The 21179-nt window shown below is 64.9% G+C and carries 26 protein-coding genes and 1 tRNA gene; 11 read left to right on the forward strand and 16 right to left on the reverse strand.

All coding sequences use genetic code 11. The features are described from left to right. Nucleotides 1-31: 31 nt before the first annotated feature. Nucleotides 32-295 (reverse strand): hypothetical protein, encoded by a 264-nt coding sequence (locus ACFWH5_RS11455; protein WP_378834725.1) that lies wholly within the window; start codon nucleotides 293-295, stop codon nucleotides 32-34. Between the two features lie 70 nt (nucleotides 296-365). Between ACFWH5_RS11455 and ACFWH5_RS11460 the strand changes: the two genes are divergently transcribed. Beyond that, complete coding sequence (locus tag ACFWH5_RS11460) at nucleotides 366-683, forward strand: hypothetical protein (protein ID WP_378834727.1); 318 nt, start codon at nucleotides 366-368, stop codon at nucleotides 681-683. Nucleotides 684-761: 78 nt separating this feature from the next. Here ACFWH5_RS11460 and msrA read toward each other — a convergent pair whose 3' ends face one another. From msrA to ACFWH5_RS11475, 3 genes are all read right to left on the reverse strand, one after another. Then, the gene (msrA, locus tag ACFWH5_RS11465; protein WP_378834728.1) at nucleotides 762-1316 is read right to left on the reverse strand and encodes a peptide-methionine (S)-S-oxide reductase MsrA; all 555 of its coding nucleotides are present in this window, start codon (nucleotides 1314-1316) and stop codon (nucleotides 762-764) included. Further along, complete coding sequence (msrB, locus tag ACFWH5_RS11470) at nucleotides 1313-1825, reverse strand: peptide-methionine (R)-S-oxide reductase MsrB (RefSeq protein WP_378834730.1); 513 nt, start codon at nucleotides 1823-1825, stop codon at nucleotides 1313-1315. Before msrB ends, msrA begins: the two co-directional genes overlap by 4 nt. A gap of 131 nt (nucleotides 1826-1956) precedes the next feature. Further along, entirely contained in the window at nucleotides 1957-2118 is a 162-nt protein-coding gene (locus ACFWH5_RS11475) for a hypothetical protein (protein ID WP_378834732.1), read from the reverse strand. A gap of 242 nt (nucleotides 2119-2360) precedes the next feature. Between ACFWH5_RS11475 and ACFWH5_RS11480 the strand changes: the two genes are divergently transcribed. Continuing rightward, nucleotides 2361-2864, forward strand: coding sequence for a hypothetical protein (locus tag ACFWH5_RS11480; protein WP_378834733.1), 504 nt, complete (start codon nucleotides 2361-2363; stop codon nucleotides 2862-2864). A 410-nt stretch (nucleotides 2865-3274) separates the two neighbouring features. On the opposite strand, the gene ACFWH5_RS11485 is transcribed toward ACFWH5_RS11480, so the two are convergent. From ACFWH5_RS11485 to ACFWH5_RS11515, 7 genes are all read right to left on the reverse strand, one after another. Next, the gene (locus ACFWH5_RS11485) at nucleotides 3275-3523 is read right to left on the reverse strand and encodes a hypothetical protein (protein WP_378834734.1); all 249 of its coding nucleotides are present in this window, start codon (nucleotides 3521-3523) and stop codon (nucleotides 3275-3277) included. An 855-nt stretch (nucleotides 3524-4378) separates the two neighbouring features. Beyond that, nucleotides 4379-5407 carry an RES family NAD+ phosphorylase gene (locus ACFWH5_RS11490; protein ID WP_378834736.1) on the reverse strand — a complete coding sequence of 343 codons (1029 nt, stop codon included), beginning with the start codon at nucleotides 5405-5407 and terminating at the stop codon, nucleotides 4379-4381. Further along, complete coding sequence (locus tag ACFWH5_RS11495) at nucleotides 5400-6347, reverse strand: sce7725 family protein (protein WP_378834737.1); 948 nt, start codon at nucleotides 6345-6347, stop codon at nucleotides 5400-5402. Before ACFWH5_RS11495 ends, ACFWH5_RS11490 begins: the two co-directional genes overlap by 8 nt. 3 nt (nucleotides 6348-6350) lie before the next feature. Continuing rightward, a complete protein-coding gene (locus ACFWH5_RS11500; protein WP_378834739.1) occupies nucleotides 6351-7238 on the reverse strand; it encodes a sce7726 family protein in 888 nt (295 codons plus the stop codon). Between the two features lie 227 nt (nucleotides 7239-7465). Continuing rightward, nucleotides 7466-7786, reverse strand: coding sequence for a hypothetical protein (locus ACFWH5_RS11505; protein ID WP_378834740.1), 321 nt, complete (start codon nucleotides 7784-7786; stop codon nucleotides 7466-7468). Nucleotides 7787-7882: 96 nt separating this feature from the next. After that, nucleotides 7883-9541 carry a UvrD-helicase domain-containing protein gene (locus ACFWH5_RS11510; protein ID WP_378834741.1) on the reverse strand — a complete coding sequence of 553 codons (1659 nt, stop codon included), beginning with the start codon at nucleotides 9539-9541 and terminating at the stop codon, nucleotides 7883-7885. Further along, complete coding sequence (locus tag ACFWH5_RS11515) at nucleotides 9538-11478, reverse strand: ATP-dependent endonuclease (RefSeq protein WP_378834743.1); 1941 nt, start codon at nucleotides 11476-11478, stop codon at nucleotides 9538-9540. Before ACFWH5_RS11515 ends, ACFWH5_RS11510 begins: the two co-directional genes overlap by 4 nt. A gap of 317 nt (nucleotides 11479-11795) precedes the next feature. Between ACFWH5_RS11515 and ACFWH5_RS11520 the strand changes: the two genes are divergently transcribed. Then, nucleotides 11796-12227 carry a GIY-YIG nuclease family protein gene (locus ACFWH5_RS11520; protein ID WP_378834744.1) on the forward strand — a complete coding sequence of 144 codons (432 nt, stop codon included), beginning with the start codon at nucleotides 11796-11798 and terminating at the stop codon, nucleotides 12225-12227. Nucleotides 12228-12277: 50 nt separating this feature from the next. Here ACFWH5_RS11520 and ACFWH5_RS11525 read toward each other — a convergent pair whose 3' ends face one another. Next, complete coding sequence (locus ACFWH5_RS11525; protein ID WP_378834746.1) at nucleotides 12278-12634, reverse strand: hypothetical protein; 357 nt, start codon at nucleotides 12632-12634, stop codon at nucleotides 12278-12280. Nucleotides 12635-12826: 192 nt separating this feature from the next. Between ACFWH5_RS11525 and ACFWH5_RS11530 the strand changes: the two genes are divergently transcribed. The 4 genes from ACFWH5_RS11530 to ACFWH5_RS11545 are packed head-to-tail and all read left to right on the forward strand — an operon-like array spanning nucleotide 12827 to nucleotide 15664. After that, on the forward strand, nucleotides 12827-13603 hold the full coding sequence (locus ACFWH5_RS11530; protein ID WP_378834747.1) for a DUF1883 domain-containing protein: 777 nt from the start codon (nucleotides 12827-12829) through the stop codon (nucleotides 13601-13603). A gap of 59 nt (nucleotides 13604-13662) precedes the next feature. After that, nucleotides 13663-14976 (forward strand): hypothetical protein, encoded by a 1314-nt coding sequence (locus ACFWH5_RS11535; protein ID WP_378834748.1) that lies wholly within the window; start codon nucleotides 13663-13665, stop codon nucleotides 14974-14976. Next, nucleotides 14973-15356: a GIY-YIG nuclease family protein gene (locus tag ACFWH5_RS11540; RefSeq protein WP_378834750.1), complete on the forward strand. Its 384-nt coding sequence runs from the start codon at nucleotides 14973-14975 to the stop codon at nucleotides 15354-15356. The genes ACFWH5_RS11535 and ACFWH5_RS11540 overlap by 4 nt, the downstream gene beginning before the upstream one ends. Beyond that, nucleotides 15257-15664, forward strand: a complete 408-nt coding sequence (locus ACFWH5_RS11545) for a tyrosine-type recombinase/integrase (protein WP_378834751.1) — start codon at nucleotides 15257-15259, stop codon at nucleotides 15662-15664. The genes ACFWH5_RS11540 and ACFWH5_RS11545 overlap by 100 nt, the downstream gene beginning before the upstream one ends. Before the next feature lie 199 nt (nucleotides 15665-15863). Here ACFWH5_RS11545 and ACFWH5_RS11550 read toward each other — a convergent pair. After that, a tRNA-Pro gene (locus tag ACFWH5_RS11550) sits at nucleotides 15864-15937 on the reverse strand. Nucleotides 15938-16148: 211 nt separating this feature from the next. Here ACFWH5_RS11550 and ACFWH5_RS11555 point away from each other — a divergent pair. The 3 genes from ACFWH5_RS11555 to ACFWH5_RS11565 are packed head-to-tail and all read left to right on the forward strand — an operon-like array spanning nucleotide 16149 to nucleotide 17836. After that, nucleotides 16149-16730 carry a GNAT family N-acetyltransferase gene (locus tag ACFWH5_RS11555; protein ID WP_378834753.1) on the forward strand — a complete coding sequence of 194 codons (582 nt, stop codon included), beginning with the start codon at nucleotides 16149-16151 and terminating at the stop codon, nucleotides 16728-16730. Nucleotides 16731-16790: 60 nt separating this feature from the next. Beyond that, nucleotides 16791-17459 (forward strand): lysoplasmalogenase family protein, encoded by a 669-nt coding sequence (locus tag ACFWH5_RS11560; RefSeq protein WP_378834755.1) that lies wholly within the window; start codon nucleotides 16791-16793, stop codon nucleotides 17457-17459. Then, nucleotides 17456-17836, forward strand: coding sequence for an RNA-binding S4 domain-containing protein (locus ACFWH5_RS11565; protein WP_378834756.1), 381 nt, complete (start codon nucleotides 17456-17458; stop codon nucleotides 17834-17836). Before ACFWH5_RS11560 ends, ACFWH5_RS11565 begins: the two co-directional genes overlap by 4 nt. 7 nt (nucleotides 17837-17843) lie before the next feature. Here the strand turns inward: ACFWH5_RS11565 and ACFWH5_RS11570 are convergent, their stop codons facing one another. Genes ACFWH5_RS11570 through ACFWH5_RS11580 form a run of 3 tightly spaced genes read right to left on the reverse strand, consistent with a single transcriptional unit; the run spans nucleotide 17844 to nucleotide 19545 of the window. Continuing rightward, nucleotides 17844-18200 carry a DUF202 domain-containing protein gene (locus ACFWH5_RS11570; RefSeq protein ID WP_378834757.1) on the reverse strand — a complete coding sequence of 119 codons (357 nt, stop codon included), beginning with the start codon at nucleotides 18198-18200 and terminating at the stop codon, nucleotides 17844-17846. Beyond that, entirely contained in the window at nucleotides 18197-18559 is a 363-nt protein-coding gene (locus ACFWH5_RS11575; protein WP_378834758.1) for a YidH family protein, read from the reverse strand. Before ACFWH5_RS11575 ends, ACFWH5_RS11570 begins: the two co-directional genes overlap by 4 nt. Next, nucleotides 18556-19545 carry a formylglycine-generating enzyme family protein gene (locus tag ACFWH5_RS11580; RefSeq protein WP_378834759.1) on the reverse strand — a complete coding sequence of 330 codons (990 nt, stop codon included), beginning with the start codon at nucleotides 19543-19545 and terminating at the stop codon, nucleotides 18556-18558. The genes ACFWH5_RS11575 and ACFWH5_RS11580 overlap by 4 nt, the downstream gene beginning before the upstream one ends. 116 nt (nucleotides 19546-19661) lie before the next feature. On the opposite strand from ACFWH5_RS11580, the gene ACFWH5_RS11585 reads away from it, so the two are divergent. Then, nucleotides 19662-21164, forward strand: a complete 1503-nt coding sequence (locus tag ACFWH5_RS11585) for a DUF222 domain-containing protein (protein WP_378834760.1) — start codon at nucleotides 19662-19664, stop codon at nucleotides 21162-21164. The last annotated feature ends 15 nt before the right edge of the window (nucleotides 21165-21179 follow it).

Raw genomic sequence — 21179 nt, forward strand, 5'->3', positions numbered from 1 at the left:
TGCCGCCGTCGCTCGTGCCGCCCGTGGGTTTCTAGTCGTAGCTGCGGTGGACGTGCCAGCCGTCCTCGGCCTTGTAGACGTCGAAGATGAGTGAGCGGCCGTCGTCATCGGTTCCTTGGAACCGCCAGCCGTAGAGCCCGTGATGGGCGCGGTCGAGCGGGACCGCATGGTTGGAATGCCGCAGGCGCGTCGGTGTGTCGGTGATGCGCCACCGCCGGCCAGCGTAGATCATGCGGGTCGGGATGTCGTCGGTCATCCAGAGCGTTGCGTGGTGTTCGACTGTCGCGGCGTCCATGGGTTAAGAGAATAGAACACGCGTTCGATACTTGCTACCCTGAGATGGGCCGGAGGAAGGAGCGCCGGCGGTGGGATCCAACAGGCGGTACGCGCACTACTACGATCGCATGACCGAGGAACGCATGATCGAGTCGTTCATCGCGAAGGCCGGGCCACTGCAGTCGCTCACTCCGGAGGAGATCGAGCTCGATGCCCTCCCCCTCACCATCTATCCCGAGGGTCGGCGACCGCAGGTGAAGGCGTGGGTGCGGTTCGGTCCGAAGCATGCCCGGGTCGACGCCGTGATCGTGCGCTCGAACAGCCTCGCCGCCGGGATCGAGTTCACCGTGCGCGGGAAGACCTATCGCTGCTGGGTGTGGGGCAATGCCACGCAGATGAGCGAGTAGCGGATGCGCAGGTGCCGCTGCACCGCGCGGCGGAGTGCACCCCTCGTCGCGACGACGGGTGCACTCCGGAGACGATCGTCAGGCCGTCGTGGCCGTGCGCTTGGGCAGTACCCAGTCCGGGCGCGCGAAATGGCACGTGTAGCCGTTCGGATAGGTGATCAGGTAGTCCTGGTGCTCGGGCTCGGCCTCCCAGAACGGGCCCTCCGGCTCGATCTTGGTGACGGCCTTGCCGGGCCAGAGCCCGGAGGCGTCCACGTCGGCGATGGTGTCACGTGCGACCTGCTCCTGCTCGGGGCTGAGCGGGAAGATCGCCGATCGGTAGCTCGAGCCGATGTCGTTGCCCTGGCGATCGATCGTCGTCGGATCGTGCACCTGGAAGAAGAAAGCCAGGATGTCGCGGTACGTCGTCTTCGTCGGATCGAAGACGATCTCCACCGCTTCGGCGTGGCCGGGGTGGTTGCGGTAGGTCGCGTGGTCGTTGCGGCCGCCGGTGTACCCGACGCGGGTGTCGAGCACTCCCGGCTGCCGGCGGATCAGATCCTCCAGGCCCCAGAAGCAGCCGCCGGCCAGGACGGCGGTCTCGGTGCCGGGTCGGCGGGTAATCTCACCGGTGTCGTGGATGCCACTGGTCATGATGCGTTCTCCTCACTGTCGATGTTCTTGATGTCCTCGGTGTTGCTGGTGTTCTCGGTGTTCCCGGTCGTGAACAGGGAGCGGAATCGTCCGTACCCTTCGGTTTCGAGGTCTGCTGCGGCGATGAACCGCAGGGCCGCGGAGTTCATGCAGTATCGCTGACCGCCGGCCTCGGCGGGGCCGTCGTCGAAGATGTGGCCGAGGTGGCTGTCGGCGCCCGTGGAGCGCGCCTCGGTGCGGACCATTCCGTAAGACACGTCGCTCTTCGAGCGTACGGCGTCGGCCTCGATCGGCTTGGTGAAGCTCGGCCATCCCGTGCCGCTGTCGTACTTGTCGAGCGACGAGAACAGGGGCTGGCCTGAGACCACGTCGACGTAGATCCCGTCTTCGTGGTTGTTCCAGTACTGGTTGCGGAACGCCGGCTCGGTGCCGTCGTGCTGCGTGACGCGATACTGGTCGCGGGTGAGGCGGTCCAGTGCCTCAGGAGTCTTGCTGTAGTCGTGCGACATGAGTTCTCTCCTTCATCGACGCCGCCGGCTGCGGCGTCATCAGAGACAACGTCGAACATGCTGGGTTTGGTCCCCATTGTCTAGGAACGAGCTGTGACTACAGTCGGGGGTGGGATGCCGGGGCGGCAGACTCAGCCCTTGCCGTCGTCGATCCATCGAGTGTGAGCGCGGAGCCCGTGGAACACTCCCTGCCGGATGACGACGTAGAGCAGCAGCAGTCCGACGATGGCGCCGAGCACAGAGATCGAGATGTTGAGGATGAGCAGCAGCAGCGCCTGATACGCGAGATCCATACCGAAGGCGTGCTCAGGCCGTGCATGAAATCCAGTTCCTCGAAGTGCGTCCGGGCCTTCGCGGGCAAGGATTGGGCATTCGGGTAGTCGAATCCCTTCACCCACTTCACCCCGGCTGGCTAGCCGCACTTGCTTTGCCTCAAGCGAAAGGATTTTGGCATCGAACAGGCTGGCAACGCGTGCTCCCGGACGGCCACGACGGACGCAGTACAGCCTTCGTGGTTTTCACCTGAGCCGAGCCAATGGCGCCGTCGCTGACGTCCAGCCTTTCGGCGGCTCAATCCTCGTTGGCTGCTGCTGCGCATTGGCGCCGCCCATTCGACGATGCCGGGCCGGTGGCCAAGGCGCTCGGCGTAGTAACGGAGCTCATCCCGGCAGAGGCGATTGCTGGATACCTGGCGGTACTCGCGGCGATCGCTGCGTTTCAAATTCCGTCCGGGGAATTCGATTACCGGCCGCTTCTGAACCTGTGGCTTGCGGTACCAGTCGGCATGCTCGTGAGTGTCTTCTTCGCGCTCATCGGCGCTAAGAAGGGGATCGCGAACTCTGCGCCAGCCGAAAGGCCGCGCAAGTTTCGTGCCGCTCTCGGGTACGGCGTAGGTCTCGCTGCCCTCTTCGTCGTGTACGTGATCGCGATGCCGGGCAATCCCATTCAAACGGTGTGGGGCGTGCCCTATGCATTGGGCGGACTGCTCGCTGTGTTGATCACTATCGGCTGGGGACTGTTCAAGGCCTATCGGAAGTAGTCTCTCAAAGCCACCCATCCGAGGCAGTGCTCGAGGCTTGCGCGCTCGAACCGGCCCTCCAGAACGCCCAGCCGACTCTTCCCGAGGCAATCACCGAGTACGTCGAGGTCAGTATCCTCGGGCTACACGCAGGCCCGGTCGCCGAGCACTCCTACAGTTAGCGGCGGCAGACGTGGCTCGGTCAGCGCGATGACGAGGCCGCGCATCGGCCGGGCACGAGAAAGATCCCGCAGACGCGCGTTCCCTCGCGACTGCAGAACAGCAGGGCGTCGAGTGACGGGTCGTCCAGACGCGTCGAACCGCGGCGCACGGCTTCCGAACACCGGCAGGACGAGCATCTGCATGTTCCGCTCATATAGCTGCAGGGTGCGCTTGAAGAGCCGGTCTTCGAGCTTGGGGTCTTCGAGCCATTACGCGACCAGGTCCGGGAACGGGCTGTCCGGCGTGAGCGCCGAGGACGACGGCTGGAACAGGCTCCGGTCGGCGAGCTTTGCCTTCAACGCCCGCTCTGCGGACTTCCGTGTGTCTCCGGTGGCTTGGACGAGCCGGGTCGTCCCGCCCCAGTCACGGTAGCGGGCGCGCGCGAAGACGCGTCCGTTAGGGCTCATGAGGTGGCCGATCTCCCCGAAGGTGCCGATGGTCAAACGCTGCCGGCTCATCGGAACACCGCCCGTCCGCCGGTGCAGGCGGTTCGGAATCGCGCTGCTGCTCGATCCAGATCCGCACGTCCGCGAGCGCAAACTTCAGATGCTTCCCGAAGCGATACGCGCGCGGACCGAGGCCGCGTGTGCCCAGTCGTAGACCGTGGAGACGGGAACCCCCAGTAGGCGGCGAGCTCGCCGACGTCGAGCAGCGGCTCCAGGCCCAAGGGGTTGCCCGCCGGGCTGCGTTCGGTGTCCATACCAAACAGGTGTGTCCTGCGCCCACCCACGAACCGGAAGCAACCGCCACGGTCGCTCCGCTACCGGAGCACGACGGCCCGAGCGGGCCGCGAGGGCGTCAAGGTGATGGATTTTCGATGACCGGATCACATCCACCTACAGAAAAAGTCCCGGAACCCTTGGGTTTCCGGGACCTCTCGGTCGGGCTGACAGGATTTGAACCTGCGACCCCTTGACCCCCAGGTAGACGGTTCGGCCCGATTCCTTGATTTCCCGGGCCTGGACGCCCCTCAGACAGCGTCATTCCACGCCAGGGCTTGCATGGATTGCATGCATCAGGTCCCGGCCAGGTCCCGGCTCTTGGTAGCCGTTGGGCTCCTCGGCGCGGGGTCCATTCGGGGTTTATGTGAGTGCTCCACGCTCTTTGCTCCAGCCATCAAGTACGGGCCGATGCTCATACTCTCGACTGAAGCTCATAGGCGCGCTCGTCCCAAAGACATCGTTCGGGCGGCCTCGTTGTTGCCTCTCCTCACATCGTTCGGCGAGAGTCACCAAGGAGATGGAGCCGGACGGAGACTGCCTCCGGCGCGAAACTCTAGGACGATCTTCTCGGCAGCTTGAGCCGTAAGCGCATCATGTCTTGGAGGCGACGTGCACCTCGACCTTCGCAACGTCGTACTGGCTCACGCTGACCCCAGTCGCTTGCTCCGGATGGAACAGCGCCAGGTTGATACCGTCACTGACAGAGCTTCTATAGACAACGCCATCGAAACCACAGCTCTTGATGAACTCGCACAGGTGCTGACTCGGGACGTATTCGAAAGGCGCGCCTTGGGGTAGCACTGGTCGCGTGAGCTCGTCCCCGAGACGCTCAAGGAGCGGAAGATCTGCATGCATCTGCCCGACTTCGTCGTCGTTGAGCTCGAATGGGGAGACGCGCGCCCGTGGAGCCCGGAGGTCGACTGCCTTCATGCTGGAGATCTCGAACTCGGCGACGCACGCGAGTTCACCGGTGTGTGGTCGTACTTCCGATATCGCTGTGGTCGGGCTCGACCCGAGGTATAGGTATGGGATGCCAGCAGGATTCGCCCGCCCGTGCCCCGCCTTCTTGGGGGGCGGAGCACCCATCTTGTCGAGTGGAAACGGATCATCGCTGACGATACGAGCCCGGTGCCAGCCAGAGCTCAGCGTCGTCGGGTCGACAATTAGGTAGTCGAGGAGCTCCCGAAGACGGTCATAGTCGATTTCTTGCTCCAGGAACCACCGATTACCGTGCATCATTTCAATGCGTAGATCATCCCAGTGGGCCAAGCTGGTCGCCCTGTACTTCTCCGACGCCGAGTAGAGCTTTCTCACGACCTCACCATCGTCGAGAATGTCCGAAAGAAGCTCTTTGGCGGCTGGATCGTTGCGCATCACCGAACCGGAAAAAAGCCCCCAGTCCCGTCGAAGCAACGCGGGTAGTGGTAGCCCGTCCGGATCTGGATCGTATATCGCAAACAGATTCTCAAATTGCTCACGGAGGAGAGATGGTTCCACAAGCGTGACGGTAGCGACAGCGCAATAGCCGCACACCCCTGTGCTCGCCTCGAGCTTGCCGGATATGAAGTCACGCAGGAAATCGTCGCTGAAACATTCAGCGCAGCAGAGACGTTCAGGCATCCGCGTTGCGATGATAGGCCGCGAGCGTCTCGATGTGATGCCGGATCGAAAGCTTCTTTATGTACCCGAGGCCCGGAAAGTGCCCTGTGTCATGAAGCCGACGGAACTCCTCAACGGCTGACGTCTCTATGAGATTGGAGTCCGCACTATCGAGCTTCGCGATGAGCTTCGCAAGAGCCTCAGCGAACTTGCTCGCCGGGTCTGTGGGCGTATCGTTCGAATCAGACTTGAAGTGATACACGTACATCGCGTCGTCGTTCATGGGGTCGATGTACGTGAGATGAATCGCAACAGCGTATGCCGGGCCGCCACCTTCGGTGTATCGGTCCCCCACAGTGAGGAAATCGCCATATCCGTCCATATTGAGGTCCTGGAATGTGACGTGAAGGTCAGAGAAGAATTCAAACGGATCGTAATCCGCGTTCTTCTTCTGTTCGAAGCCGTCGCGCACCAGCACGCGAGTTCCGCTTCGAAAGTGCTTACGATAGAGCATGCTCGCATGATCCTCGCTGAACACATTGGTCGCATCAATCCCACGGTCCCGCAGAAACTCTGCGATATCACGCGCCGCCGTAAAGCCAGAATGGACTATGGCTGGGTTATGGTGAGCGTGGTTCGAGATTAGCGTTTTGGCTTCGTCAATGCTCGTGCCGCTGAGGAGCAAGATCCCAGCGGAGACAGCATCGTTGCCCCTGTAGTTCTCGCTCAGGAACGCACTGATGTTCGCCCCGTCGTCCTTGTGGTCGCCGTGACGCGGGTTCACGATCACGATGGCCTGGCCCCCTGCCGCGCCGATTGCTGTAAGCGCGCGCTCGAGGCCATTGAGGGATTCCCGCACCGGTTCGATGATAGGGATGAAGGAGGCTTCGGCTAGCACTTCTGCACTCTCGCGGAGTGCGAGGAGTTCGAACTGCTTTCCTCGGAAGTACGGGTAGTACATCAGCTATCTCCAAGCGAGTGCGGCACCTACGGGCAAGCGTGTCGCGTCGCGGAGCCTCTGCTTAGACGCGTCATCCATCTTTAGCGTAAGCATGGCAGCACGCAGGGACATCGGGATGGATTTGACATATTTTTCGGCTGACCTTCGGGAGCGGGACGCCTTCAGAGTAGTCACCATGAGGTCGTGCACGCGTGTTGGGTCGAGGTCAGCGAACACTTCATTCAGCGCGCCTCGCATCCGTGTGTTGGGAACATCCGGGGGCTTGATGCCGATCTCGCGCAGAATCGCGAACGCTTCGTCAAGGCGAACGAAGTCTAGGATCGCGAGTGGTTCAGTACGAGAGGAGTCACAGGTTGCGCGCCTCTCCGTTCTCAGCGTGTATCGGTCGGTGAGGATGAGCACGCCAACTTCCTCGGGGACTTGTCGAAGCACGTGCTCTACATGCGACGGACTCGTGACCACGTTGACCGCGGCGAACACCCGGGAGTAGGCCAGTACCTGACTCCGCAAGCGGACCAACGAATCCCGCTCAGACTTGATCTCGTATGCGGTCGATGTTCCGTTGAAGACAACTACATCTGCCTTCGATGTTCCGACTCGCGCTTCACCCAACATGGACGCCGTGCGGAGGCTGTGCTGGCCGAGCAAGATCTTCTGGGTGATCGCGGAGCGATACACGTACTCGTCGCGGTTCCCGAGCGAGCGCAGAACGCGAAAAGCGTGGTCGAAGGCGTCACCAACGGTCGACTCAGGCCTCAACGTCTGGGCTGAGCCAGACTGATAGAGCAGCCGGGCGAGGAGTCCCGACTTACCCTGCTTGCCGAGCTCACGGACGACCGCGGACGAAAACATGCGCGTGAACGCAGCGAGTTCGTTCTTGCTCGCGCCCATCGTCTCACCCCTTGCCGACCGTTGATCTCCGCGGTTGAGCCGCGTACCGAGTCTAGCCGAACCACCGCCGCGGGCCTCGGACCCCGGCAGCGTCGCCAACCGAAGATGGGGGTTTCGGGACTGCTGAGGGGTTCGGTGCCATCTCGCCCTCACACGGAACGCCGGTGACGAATCGCGCGGGAGCGGACCACTCGCGGACACCTGCAAGGTACGTCATCCCTACATAGCTATCCCAGGCTCTCATCTGCGAGGACGAACGGGATGACCTTCCGGTTGAGGAGCACAGTGATCCTGGCGAGTTGCGGCCTGGTGATCTCGTCCTTCTTGCGCTTGTTGAACATGTCGAGCATGAACGCATACCCGCCATCGGCGTCCCACCGGTCGGGGGTGAAGGCGCCTTCGTCATTCAGGTACTCGATCATCGCCCGGGAGAAGAAGTCGCTTGTGAGCGTGATCCGCGTGTTGTTGAGGATGGCGGCCCGCAGGCGGAATAGATCACTGTAGAGGGTGACCTGGCGGTGGAGATCAGTGCGGCCGAACTCTTGCACGCGGGTACTACCGATCGGGTACAGCTTGGCACCGTTGCGCTTGATGTGGAGCTCCGGAAACGTCGCCGGGTCGAAGGGCTCGTCCCTCTGTTTGCGTCAGGACTCATCGGCGAATCCCAGCAGTTCCTCGTGTGCAGGCGAGGACGTCTTCCAGCGATAGCTCGCTCCTGGGGGCTTCGACCGGCTCAATGCGGTGGTCAGCACGAGATCGTCTTTAGCCCGCGAGATCGCGACGAAGAACTCGGCCTTCACATCTGCGTCGTCTTCGCCCCAGAAGAACTGGGGCTCCACGCCGAAGACGATGACCTTCTCGAACTCCAGCCCCTTGCACTTATGCACTGTCAGGATACGCACCGCGTCCTCTTCCGACAGCCGATCAAGGGCGCCGAGCGGATCGCCGTCGACATCCAACTCTCGCTGGAACGAGCTCAGCGCCTTCGCGATCATGTCATCAAGCCGAGACCCCTGTTGGTATGCGGGCGACAGAGCGCTGAGCGCCGGTCGCGTCACGAACGCGAGGAAGCTCTGAATTAGCGGCTCCCACGAAGTGAAGGTCGAGGCGTCGAATGCGGCGGCCCGCACTGTGTCTCGCGCGTCCCGCAGGATCGCGCGGAGCTTGCTGTCCAGAACGCCGTCGCCCTCCTCGATGCCACCCCTCGTCACCACGCGCACCAGCTCCGTGTACGCCTCGGGGCGAGCGTTGTCGGCTACAACGCGCAGGAAGTTGAAGATGAGCGCCGGCACGGGTTCGGCAGTCATGTCTTGGGACTGTTGCTCGTTGCGATACGGAATGCCTGCCGCTGCGAGGTGCCCGCCAAGGACGCTCGTGATGAGGTGCGGCTGCTGACGCGCGAGCACGGTGATCTCTCGCGGCGGAACTCCTTCGTCAAGCCAGCCCCTGATGAGGCTAGTTACCGCGATGGCTTCCTCTTCGTCGGTTGCGAATCGGCGGACCTGCAAGACACCCGCTTCACCCTCGAGATCCGCTTCCGGGCTGGCTGCCGCCGGATCCATCTCCAGGATCATGCGGTTCTGCATGCGGCGCAGGCGCGGCTTCGACCGAAAGTTCTGATAGAGCTTGAGGTCGATCGCGCTGAAGTCTGCCGCGAAGGTGCCCATCACCCCGCGAAGCGCATCGGCGAACCCCATGATGCGCTGTTTGGTGTCGCCGACTCCGATGAGCTGCACTCCAGTGCCGGCGAACGCCTTCTTCAGGAAGCTGTATTGCGCGGTCGTGGCGTCCTGAAACTCGTCCATGAAGACGTGGCTATAGGTCTGGCGCAATGCACCCCGCGCATAGGCGCTCTTCTCCAGGATTTCGAGCGCCAGCGGGACGAGATCGTCAAAGGTGATCTGCACGCGCTGGATCCGGGTGCGCTCGTCGAGACGATAGTCCGGGTTCAGCGCGTTCTGGCCGGTCAACGTCGGCCGGAAGTTGTCGATTAGGCGCTTAGCAAAGGCGTGGAAGGTGAAGCTGTCGAATCGGGCCGCGTACTGCGATCCGGAGCGCAGGCGCACACGGGACTGCAGGTTGCGTGCCGCATCCACCTTAAAGGAGATGGCAAGGATCCGTTTCGGGTACGGGCTCGCTCCGGTGCGAAAAAGGAAGTCTGCGCGCTGAGCCAGCAGCTCGGTCTTGCCGGCGCCAGGCCCAGCCGTGACCACGACATTCGCGGTGGTCTCACGCACCGCTCTCAGCGCATTGGGCTCGAGCTGCAGCCCGCCGACCGGTGTCCATGCCTCTGGACGGATCACTCGGGCAACGCTCCCAGTCGCGCGCGCACATCTTCCACGAGTCGGCTCAGTACCTCGGGCAGATCGGCCAGGAGCTCCTCGTCCGTGAGCGCGGCCATAGCCTTCAGATGCGCGGCCGGCTTGCTCTTCAGATCGAATTTGCGGTGGTAGTCAGCGAAGAGCGTCAGCACAGCAGCCGGCAGACGATCTTCATTGGCGTGCGACCCGCCAAGCACTGCCGTGATCGTCTTCTCGTTGGGCGCGCCGGTGGGAGAAGCGCCGTAGGCGTTCGGGAAGGCTTCGAGCATCATGAGGTCGAGATCGACCGGGTGGGAGAAGTAGACGCCTTTCTGCTCGAGCGCGTAGATCGGGCCGTGCCCGTCTTGGTAGTTCGGATCAGCGAACACGGGGAAGTCGACCGCGGCATTCCACGCTGACAGGCTGTCGATCTTCTCCTGCGTGAAGGAACCAGGCACGAACTTGTTGTACTGCTTGAGAGCGTTATCGACGCGTCCCCAGCCGCCCTGATGGCGTCCGGAATCGAGGTCGAGCAGCGTGACGTGCGGGATCTCCAGCTCGTTGAGCAGTCGCCAGAAGTGATTGACGTGGCGTCCACCGAGCGGAACGACCGACACAGAAGCATCGTCCTCCGCGATACCCGCTGCGGCGAGCACGCGGGGCAGCACGATCTGCTCACTGTCGCCCTCGCCGAGCACCACCAACCGAGAGAAGTACAGCTCCGGAAAGGCGAGGACGGCTTCGCGCACATACTTCGCCGTCTCGTCGCTCGTCGTCGGCAAGAGGATGTGGCGCACCTGGGATTCACGATTGCCGTCGAGCCGCAGGAAGCAGATCGATTCTGGACCGACGCGGCGCAGCAGAGCAGGTGAGTGCGTCGCGATCAACGACTGCGAATCCCCGTTCGCGGCCGCCTTGCGGAGTTGACGAATAATGCGCCCGAGGTACTGCGGCGCCAGGCTGTTCTCCGGTTCCTCGAGCGCGACGATCGTGTGCACGGGCGGACGCAGTCGGTGCTGATCGAACGAAGCCTCGGTGCCGTCGAGCACCTTTCGCGTCAGCGACTGCCACGCGAGTACCAATGAGATATAGAGCAGGGACTTCTGGCCGTCGCTCAAACGGTCGAACGGCAGCGACGAGCCGGCCGGCGTCGGCGCGAACGAGACGGTGAGTTGGCGAAGAACGCCCTCCAGATCGCCAGCCCCAAAAGCAATCGAGGGGTCAGTGAAGAAGGCACCCGAGTGGAGCCCCTTCCACTCCCCCGTGAGCTGGACGCCGATACTCTTTACGGCAGCGTTATCGGCCAAAGCATCGGTCAGGTCCTTGGACAAGGTGCCGAGTGTCGCGCGCTCAGTCGTCCAGTCAGCTGCGCGAAGAGCCCGCCCGACGAGCGAGGCCGTCGTGTAGGTGATGTGTTCTGCCGGGTCACGGCGAGCCGGCAGATAGTGCACCTCGATGTTGGCGCGATCGAAGCGCGACATATCCGCCTGACGCACCGGGTTGCCCTCGTCATCCGCTTCAAGGACATACTCGAGCTTCTCGTCGATCACATTGTCAGACGCAATCGATGCCGTTAGCCGCACCCGGATCCGAGGCACGCCGTCCTCGCTCTCAATGCGCATGTGCGCAAAGTTCGGGGGTACGGACGCGTGGTCGCCGTCTTCTCCTGATTCCGGCACCTCGATGTCTACCTCGATCCAGAGCTTCGGTCCCTCGGCATGCACGTCGGCGGCGCTGCGTCCGTTTGGGATGTGGAAGTCGGTGTGCCGGATCTTCCGCTGCGCGGGCAGGGGGCTGAAAAGCCGCGACAGTGCCTCAAGCACGGCCGTCTTTCCTGCGCCGTTGGGACCCAGGACATAGGTAACGTCGCGGAGCGCGATCTCGGTCGCGTCGGAACCGAACGACTGAAAGCCGGACATTCGAAGGTGGGTGATCTGCATCAGACGTCCTCGTCTCGCTGCTCGCGCAGTGTGGCTTCCCAGGCCAGGCGGGCACGCGGATTGTTTCGATAGGGCTTGATCGAGTTAGCGCTTCGAGTGCACAAGTAGTGCATTACTCATTCTGCTTTGTGCCCCTAGTCATGAGGCAACGAACGCGCCGAGGCAATAGATCGACGTTGTGACTTGAGCAACACAGCTCCCTACGGGACGTGAAGCGCGCCGCCCAAGGAACCACGGATGGCTCGATCTTGGGCGGCACGGAGTAGTCAGGCAGGAGGCGGAACGACCGAGCGCAGACTAACCTGCACACCTGGCGGATGAACGCCACCACGGCTGCGAGCTATCCAGTCGTTGGTATCGCCGACGCCGAGCCCATTCCGTTCCCAGACTTCGACCGCCCCGTGCTCAGCCATGTACAGCTCCAGGCCGTGATGCGCGAGCACCGTTACGCCTCGTGGCGGACCGCACTGTCCTCGGTCGTCGGGATCTACCTGATCACGGACACCCGAGATGGTCGACACTATGTCGGCAAGGCGGACGGCGCCGAGAACATCCGGCAGCGCTGGAACGTGTATGCGACGACCGGACACGGCGGCGATGTTGAGCTGCGCCGACGAGACCCGACCAGCTTCCGTTTCTTGTTGCTGCGCGTCTTCGATCCGTCCACGCCGACACGGGACATCGATGCAGCCGAAAGTCATTTCAAGGACGCGCTCGACAGCCGCCGTCACGAGTTGAATCGAAACTAGGTCGTCGCCGCTTCGAGGCATCTCGATCGCACACCTTCACGCGGTCTAGTTCAGCGCTTCGTCCTCGACGAACGGCCGCACTGCCATCCAGTCGACGTCCTCGTTGACGAAGAAGTACTGCCTGCCGTTCGACCATGCCGAAGCTTGCCCATGATCGCGAAGAACGACCCCGACAGGTCTTCAAGCTCCTCGAGTCCGGAGCGCTCGAGCAGCGTAACGAGCTCGTCCTCCTCGATCACGATGGTGGGTGACCCACGTCCGGTGTTGAGCCACGCACCGCCGTCTTCCTTCGGGCGAGGGAAGCGGATCGTGCCCCAGTACACGCGGAGTCGGTTCTTGTGCTTGTCCTCGATCTCCGAGAGGTGAACACATCCGGACCTCACGGTTTGGCGGGTGTCATCCGACATGATCAGCAGGTGGCGCGGGCAGAGCGCGAGCTGAAGAAGGCAGAGAAGGCCGCTACCGAGGCACGGAAACGACTCGCCGAGCTGAGGTCGAATCCGTAGTTCCGCTCGCGCGCGTCGGAAGGCGTGCATGTCAGGGGTCACTGCTGTAATCAACGCATGCAGTGAGCGACATCGACCTGAACGGAGCACCGCATGAACTTCTTGAAGTACGACCTTGGCCGCGTCGAGAAGGGCTCCACGGTTGTTGTAACGCTCAGCACCGGCGCGAACGTCCGCCTCATGGACTCGTCCAACCTCAACAACTACCGCCAGGGTCGCCGCCACAGTTTCTACGGCGGGCTAGCCAAGGTGTCGCCATCTCGGATCGTGGTTCCTTTAACCGGTCACTGGTACGTGACGGTCGACCTCGCCGGACTCCGGGCGACGAACGTGCGCGCCAGTGTCAACGTCGAGCCTGGAGCGCTTCGCCCGCTTCGCTCGGCAAGCGGATCGCTGGCCGGTATTCGGTCGGAGCCACCGGTCCGCCTCACGCCGGACGAGAGCGGCCAGACATGGGACGTCTTCATCTCGCACGCGGGTGAGGACAAGGCGTCGGTAGCGCTTCCGCTCTACGAAGCACTCACCGCTCGCGGCCTGAAAGTGTGGCTGGACAAGGGCGAGCTCCGTATCGGCGACAGCCCGCGCCGGAAGATCGATTACGGTCTGGCGCATTCCTCATTCGGAGTCGTGGTGTTCTCGAAGTCCTTCTTCGCGAAGGGTTGGCCGCAGTACGAGCTGGACGGCATCGTCGGACTGTCGGTCGCAGGCAAGCAGCGGATGCTTCCGATCTGGCACGAGATCTCGAAGGACGAGGTCGAGTCGCAGTCGCCCTCGCTTGCCGACAAGATCGCCCGCACCACCGCAACCAGCACCATCGCGGAGATTGCGGATGAGATCGTCGAGGTCGTGCGCGACGCCAATGCCGCCTAAGCAACGCTCGCGCCCGGTAGCCTCGACTCAGCAGATCAGCGCGGCGAAACGGGGCATGGATGTCGGATGCAGACGAACCGCGCGACGAGATCGAACTGGTGAGCGACGGAGACGGTCTTGCGGTCATCGGCGACCCGCTGGCGGTGGAGCGCTTCCTGTCTACGGCAGGCGTGGCCTCCCGCGAGTTCAACCTCGCGCACTCTGTCGGCGGTGCGCTCAACGTCGGCTCGGCGGCCGCGAAGGGTGGAGCTGAGGTCGCTGCCAGCGCCGGCCGCTGGGTGAAGCTCACCGAGGAGTCGGCCCGGGCGCTGAAGCTCGGCAACGCCATGAAGGGCTCGTCGGACAGCGTTAGCCGCGCCATCGTGACCACGAGCAAAGGCAAGATCACGAACATCCTCGAGTTCGTGAAGCCCGGCACGGTCGGATCGATGCTTACCAACCCGGCGATGCTGGCCGGCGCGGCAGGCATCATGGCCCAGCTCGCCATGCAGCAGACCATGCAGGAGATCACCGACTACCTCGCCGTGATCGACGAGAAGGTCGACGACATCCTGCGGGCACAGAAAGACAGTGCGCTCGCCCGCATGATCGGCGTCGGCCTCGTCATCGACGACGCCATGCTCAAGCGCGAGCACGTCGGCCGCGTCTCCGAAGTGACGTGGTCGAGCCTGCACGGTGCCGCACAGACCATCGCGGAGACGCAGTCCTACGCCCTCCGCCGTCTCGATTCCCTGGCCGAGAAGATGGAGAAGAAATCACGCGTCGGCGACCTCGCGAAGATCGCGAAGATCGCCGAAGCGGAGATCGAAGAGTGGCTGGCTGTGCTGGCGCGTTGTTTTCAGCTCCAGGACGGCCTCGCTGTGCTTGAGCTCGACCGCGTCCTCGACTCCAGCCCAGATGATCTCGACCGTCACCGCGAAGCGATTCAGGCGGGCCGCGCCAAACGTCGCGACCTGATCGCGAAGAGCACAGAGCGCCTCCTTGCACGGATGGACTCTGCGGCGGTGACCGCGAATAGCAAGGTGCTCTTCCACCCCCTCAAGCCCGGCGAAGTGGTCAGATCCAGCAACGAGGTGGGCGCTGACGTGCTTGTCTTTCACGAGATGCTCGGAATCTCCGACAACCGCGTGAACCTGAAGAAGAAGCGCTGGGCTGTCGCACTAATCGAGGCGAGGGATGCCACCATTGAGGCCGGAGTGACAGGCGCCCAGACCGCCGGAAAGCTCGGCGCACGAGGAGCCGAGGCGGTCGCGTTGTTCAGCGCCGACGCCGCTCACAGCGCGAAGGACACTGCGGTGAAGGTGTCGAGCGCTGTCATGTCGAAGCTGCGGCGTAGCGCCGGAAAGAAACCCTCGGACCCTGAGCCGTCATGAACTTGCTCGACGACGGCTCGTTTCAACCGGCAGTTGGGATCGACGCAATTGTGCCGGACGAGTTCGGCGTCTACGCTATTCGGCTCCGCAGCGGCGCGGCCCTTCCCACGCCCTTCCAATCTCGTCTCGACGACCTCGCCACCCGGGTGCTCTACGTCGGGCAAGCCGAGAAGCAGACGCTCCTCAATCGGCTGCTCGGCAACGAGCTCCGAGCACGCGGCAACGGCACCTTCATCCGAAGCATCGGTGCCGTGCTTCCAAGGGGCGGGCCGCACGCCCGGTGCCGATCCTCAACGCACTCAAGCCGGTCCTGGAACGCCTCACAGCGGATCGCGAGTCAAACGAACGTCTGCTGCGCGGCCCCCGCGGCGGCGTCCTGACTACAGCGAGCGTGCGCGACGCGACCAAATGGGACGAGCTCGTCACCGGTCTGGGCCTGTCATCTCTCACCCGGCACGGGCTCCGGCACACCGGCGCGACCTGGTTCGCCGACGCGGGCATCCCGCTGCACGTGCTGCAACGCATCCTCGGACACAAGTCCATCGAGACCACCCGCGGCTACCTGCACCCGGACACCCGACACCTCACCTCCGCCGCCGAGCAAGCCAACGCCTTCCTGGACGCCCAAGAACAGCACCGGCACCCTGCCCAGACACCGCGCCCCGGGCGTCCAGCACCGGGCGGATAATCCACTTCACGAAGCCCCAACACGGCATCCGTGTCCCGGCGGTGTCCCGGCGGTGTCCCGGCGGTGTCCCGGCGCTTCGCAACAGGGCACTTCGAGAGCATCGCGACGGCGGGCGCCTCAGCCACTCACGGTCCGCGTAAACCTCCGACACGAACGACGAAGCCCCGACGAGAAATGGCTTCTCATCAGGGCTTTTCCGTCGGGATGACAGGATTTGAACCTGCGACCCCCTGACCCCCAGTCAGGTGCGCTACCAAGCTGCGCCACATCCCGTTGTTCACTTTTCAGACTGAAACAGCCGCTACCGCACCTGACCCCCAGTCAAGTGCGCTACCAAGCTGCGCCACAGCCCGTGGACGACCGCGCTTCCGCGCGGGCAACTCCCCTATCCTAGCCGACCCGAACGAGCACCGCGAACCGCGTGGGCCGGGCGTGGCGCGACACCTCGTTGCCGATGTCGGGCGCTGCGCGTACCGTGCCCTGCATGACCACGATCACCACGGAACGCGCGACGATCAGCCGGTGGGACGATGTTCAGCACTCGCTCAGCGGCGGCGGAGACGGCCGCAGCTGCCAGTGCATCTGGCCGGTCGTGAGCAACAAGGAGTGGGAGGCGACGAACGTCGAGCAGCGCCGCGAGATGCTGCACGATGAGATCCAGACCGGACCTGCTCCGGGACTGGTCGCGTACGTCGACGGCGAGGCAGCCGGGTGGATCCGCATCGGGCCGCGCGCGGCGCAGACCCGCATCGTCCGCACCCGCGCGATCGTCGCAGCCACCGACGAACCACTCGACGACCCCGGCGTGTGGTCGGTGACCTGCTTCGTCGTGCGCCGTGAGCACCGCGGCAAGGGCCTGAACGCCGAGCTGCTGCGCTCGGCCGTCGAGTACGCCCGCACGTCGGGCGCGCGGCTCATCGAGGCCTACCCGGTCGACACTTCCGAGGGCACTCACCGCTCCAACGATCTGTTCCACGGCGCGCGCTCCACCTTCCTCGCCCAGGGGTTCCGCCAGACGGGTGAGCTCACGCAGGGCCGAGTCCTCGTGGTGCGTGAACTCGACTGACGCACCCTCCGCCACTGATTGACGACGTCGGCCCCGCCCGGCGGTGAATACGATGAGGGGATGCGCCGCAGCATCCGCCCTCTCGACGTGATCGCCTGGATTCCGTACGTCGCGCTGTCGGCCATCCACGTCGTCGCCCTCGCCGTCGACAGCCCGCTTGCGGCCCCCACCAAGCTGACCCTCATGCCCCTCCTGGCGCTGCCGATCCTTCTCGCGGCATCCCGGCTGCGTCCACGTGCGGTGCTCTCGCTGCTGCTCGGCGCACTGCTGTTCTCATGGCTGGGCGACGGAGCTGGCACGTTCTTCCCCGGCGGGCCGGAGCTTCCGCTGATGCTGCTCTTCTTCGGCATCGCGCACATCGGCTACATCGCGCTGTTCCTGCGTCATGCGCGCATCCGCCCGCTTCCGTGGTGGACGCTCGTCTACGCCGCGTGGTGGGTGGGAATGCTCGTCGTCCTCGGCCCGCACACCGGATCGCTCTTCTTCGCCGTCGCCGCCTACGGCATCGTGCTCGCCGGCACGGCCGCGACGGCCGCCAGATGTCATCCGATCGTCGCCGTCGGCGGCGCCTTCTTCCTCATGAGCGATTCGATCCTCGCGTTCCGGCTCTTCCTGCCCGATGCCATGCCCGCCTGGACCGGCCCCGCCGTCATGCTCACCTACACGATCGGGCAGGGTCTCATCATCTGGGGTGTGCTGCGCACTCTCGCCAAGGAAGGCGCGCGATGATCGAGTCGATCAAGCCCGTGCGCGTCGACAGCTGGCTGTGGGCGGTGCGCATCTACAAGACCCGCTCCGCCGCGACGACCGCATGCCGCGCCGGGCACGTACGCGTGAACGGCGAACGCACGAAAGCCGCGCAGACCGTCAAGCCGGGCGACGAGGTGCGCGTGCGGATCTCGGGTTTCGACCGCATCCTCGCCGTGCGCCAGACGCTCTCGAAGCGCGTCGGTGCCCCGGTCGCCGTCACGGCGTACGACGACCGCACTCCCCCGCGCGAACCCGTCGCGATGGTCGCGGTCCGTGACCGCGGTGCGGGGCGCCCGACAAAACGCGAGCGCCGCGACATCGACCGACTGCGCGGCCGCGACGAACAGTCGGACTGACGGCGCGTCAGCGCACGATCACGAGACCGATGACGACGACACCGACGAGGGCCGTCGTCATCACGAACACCGTGACCGCCAGCAGAAGCGCCGCGCCCGGCGACTCGCGACGCGCGCCGGTGGAGAGGGCCCGATACCAGCGGCGGTAGCGCCTCCGGGCGGCGACGACCAGCCATGCGGCAAAACCGAAGCCGAGCAGGCCCGGCGCGAGCGATGCCGCGAGTTCTACGCCGCCTCGCGCCAGCGGCGGGAACACCCTCAGCGCCAGCAGCGACCCGACGCCGATCGCCAGCGCCGTGCGACGCCACGCCAGTTCGGTGCGCTCGGGTTGCAGACCGGGATCGAAGGACCCGCTCGAGGTCATCGCTGCAGCACGCCGAAGACGATGAGCACGCCGACCACGACGATGACGGCCGAGAGCACCAGACCGGTGTGCGACCCGGGCAGCGGCGCCTGCAGACGCAGGGCGCGCTCCGTGCGCGCCCATTCGACCCAGGCGATGACGGGAAGCGCCAGACCCGCGGCGATGAGCACGAGCGAAGCGATCAGCCGGAGCACCGGATGCAGGTCGAGGCCGAGCGCCTCGAGCGCGACACCTCCGGCGATCAGCGCGAGAGCCGTGCGGTTCCAGGCGAGAAAGGTACGCTCGTTGGCCAGCGAGAACCGTGCATCGGGCTCGTCGCCCACCCCGAAGACGGATGCCGGGAATCGCCCCCGCGTCACGATGACACCGCCGCGACCGTGCGGAATCCGGCGTTCCCCATCGACGAATCGGGCGTGTTCTGCGAGCGGGCGGAGTTGCGGTACCGGTTGCAGTAGGAGATGTGACACAGGTAGCTTCCGCCGCGCAGCACGCGCGCGCCGCCACCGTCCGGCCCCTGCGGGTTCTGTGCGGGCGAGGCGCCGTAGTAGCGCGGATCGAACCAGTCAGCACACCACTCCCAGACGTTGCCGACCGGCTGCCACAGCCCGTACCCGTTGCGCTCGAAGGAGCGCACCGGCGCCGTGGTCAGGAAGCCGTCCTCCAGGGTGTTGCGCACCGGGAACTCGCCCTGCCAGATGTTGGCGCGCCAGCCGCCGGCATCCACCTCGTCATCGCCCCACGGGTACTTCGCGCGATCCAGCCCTCCGCGCGCGGCGTACTCCCACTCCGCCTCGGTGGGCAGGCGCCGCCTGGCCCAGGCGCAGTAGGCCCGCGCGTCATTCCAGCTGATGTGCACGACAGGATGGTCGCCGAGGCCGTCGAGCGTCGAGTTCCTTCCGCCGGGATGCGACCAGTCCGCCCCGCGCACGCCGACCCACCACGGCGTGCCGGATGCCGACCCCATGACGTCGTCATCGGGTGCGTCCACCGCGAGATGGAACACCGCTGAGAACCCGAACGTCGCGGCCTCGGTGCGATACCCCGTGTCCGCGACGAAGCGCGCATAGTCGTCGTTGGTCACTGCGGTCACGTCAATCTCGAACCCGTCGAGTGTGACCGGATGCTGCGGCAGCTCTCCATCCATGGGATTGCGGTCGCCCGAGGAGTCGCCCATCACGAACGTCCCTGCAGGGATGACTGCCTGCTCGATCGTGTGGCGGCCGCCGCCCGCGGTCGTCGCCGGCTCGGCAGGGCGCGCGGATCCGATCGTGAGGAACTGACTCCGTCCGGGAGGGGCGCACGTGCAACCCGGGCCGCACCCGCCGTCGTCGTTCCGCTCTGCCATGGCATCAGCCTATTGCGCTCGGCGGCATGACCCTGACGTCGCGACGAGCGAGAGATCAGGCGAAAAAGTTCTGCACACCTCTTCCATCGTTCGTATCTTTGTTCTAAACTAGAGGCATGGTCACCGACGTCCCCGATCGCATCGCACAGCGTGAGTCGCTGCTGGATGCGTGGGTGGATGTGCAGCAGCGGATCGCAGCGTTGCAGGCGGAGGCGGCCGACTTGCTGGCGCAGCGGTGGGCGCTGATGGAGGACGAGATCGCGGATGCTCCGCTGCACCGAGAGGCGATTCTGCGGTCCACGGTGTGCGAGTACGCCGCCGCGGGCCGGATCGCGAAGGGCTCGATGGAGTGCGCCTTCTCCGACGCGCGCATCCTGCATGACGACCTGCCGGCCGTGGCCGACGCGCATGCGGCGGGGAGGATCACTGCCGCGCATGTGCGGGAGATCGTGCACGAAGCGGATGTGGTGCGCGAAGCGGTACGCGACGGTTCCGTCGAACCGGGGACGGTGGCGCTGTTCGAGGCGGCGGTGCTCGAAGTCGCCGAGCACGACACACCCGCCCGCACCAGGGCGCACGCCCGCCAGGTCGCTGCCGCCCTCGCGGGCGTCACGGTGGTGCAGCGTCACGAACGCGCCCTCTCTGAACGGTCGGTCACGGTGCGTTCGGTCGGTGATGGGCTCGCCCTGCTGCAGGCGGTGCTGCCCGAGCACCTCGCCCTCGCGATCCACGACCGGCTCACCACGATGGCCCGCGACCTGCGCACCGCCGACCGCACCCCCGTGCTTCCCCCGCTGGAACCCGAACCCGACGACGAGTACGGTGCCCCCATCGACGACGACGGGCTCGATCTTGATGAGCAGTCCCGGTGGGAGGCGATCGAGCGCATCCTCGCCGCCGATCCGCTGTTCCACGACGACAGCCCCGCGATCATCCACGTGCCGGGCGATGAGCGCACGATGGACCAGATCCGCGCCGACCTGTTCACCGACCTGCTGCTGGCGACAGATCCGACCGACGCGCACGGCACCGCACTGCAGAACATCACCGCGACCGTGCAGGTCACCGTCGCCGCCACCACCCTCACCGGCGCCGACGACCGGCCCGCCGAGATCGACGGCACCGGCCCCCTGCACCCCGACATCGCCCGCGCGATCGCCGGACGCAACACCGGCTGGACGCGCCTGTTCCTCGACCCCCAGGGCATGGTCACCGAGACCGACACCTACACGCCCACGGAATCCATGCGCCGCTTCCTGCGCGCGAGAGACCAGCAGTGCCGCTTCCCCGGATGCCGGAGGCCCATCGCCCGCTGCGAGCTCGACCACAACCACGACTACGCCAAAGGCGGCCGCACCACGCTGTGCAACCTCAGCCACTTCTGCACCGCCCACCACGTGATCAAGCACCCCAGCATCCCGGACGAACACCGCTGGACCGCCCGACAACTGCCCGACTGGTCCCTCGAATGGACCAGCCCCACCGGACGCACCTACACCGACCCACCCCGGCGACGGGTCATGTTCATCCCCACCGAGCCACCACCGGACGAACGACCGCCGGGAAAGTACGCGTTCGCACCGGACTGGACCGACCTACCGGCCGACGCACCATTCTGACCGCCGACAGGGCTC

It is taken from the genome of Microbacterium sp. NPDC058345 (assembly GCF_042723855.1).
Lineage (GTDB): Bacteria > Actinomycetota > Actinomycetes > Actinomycetales > Microbacteriaceae > Microbacterium.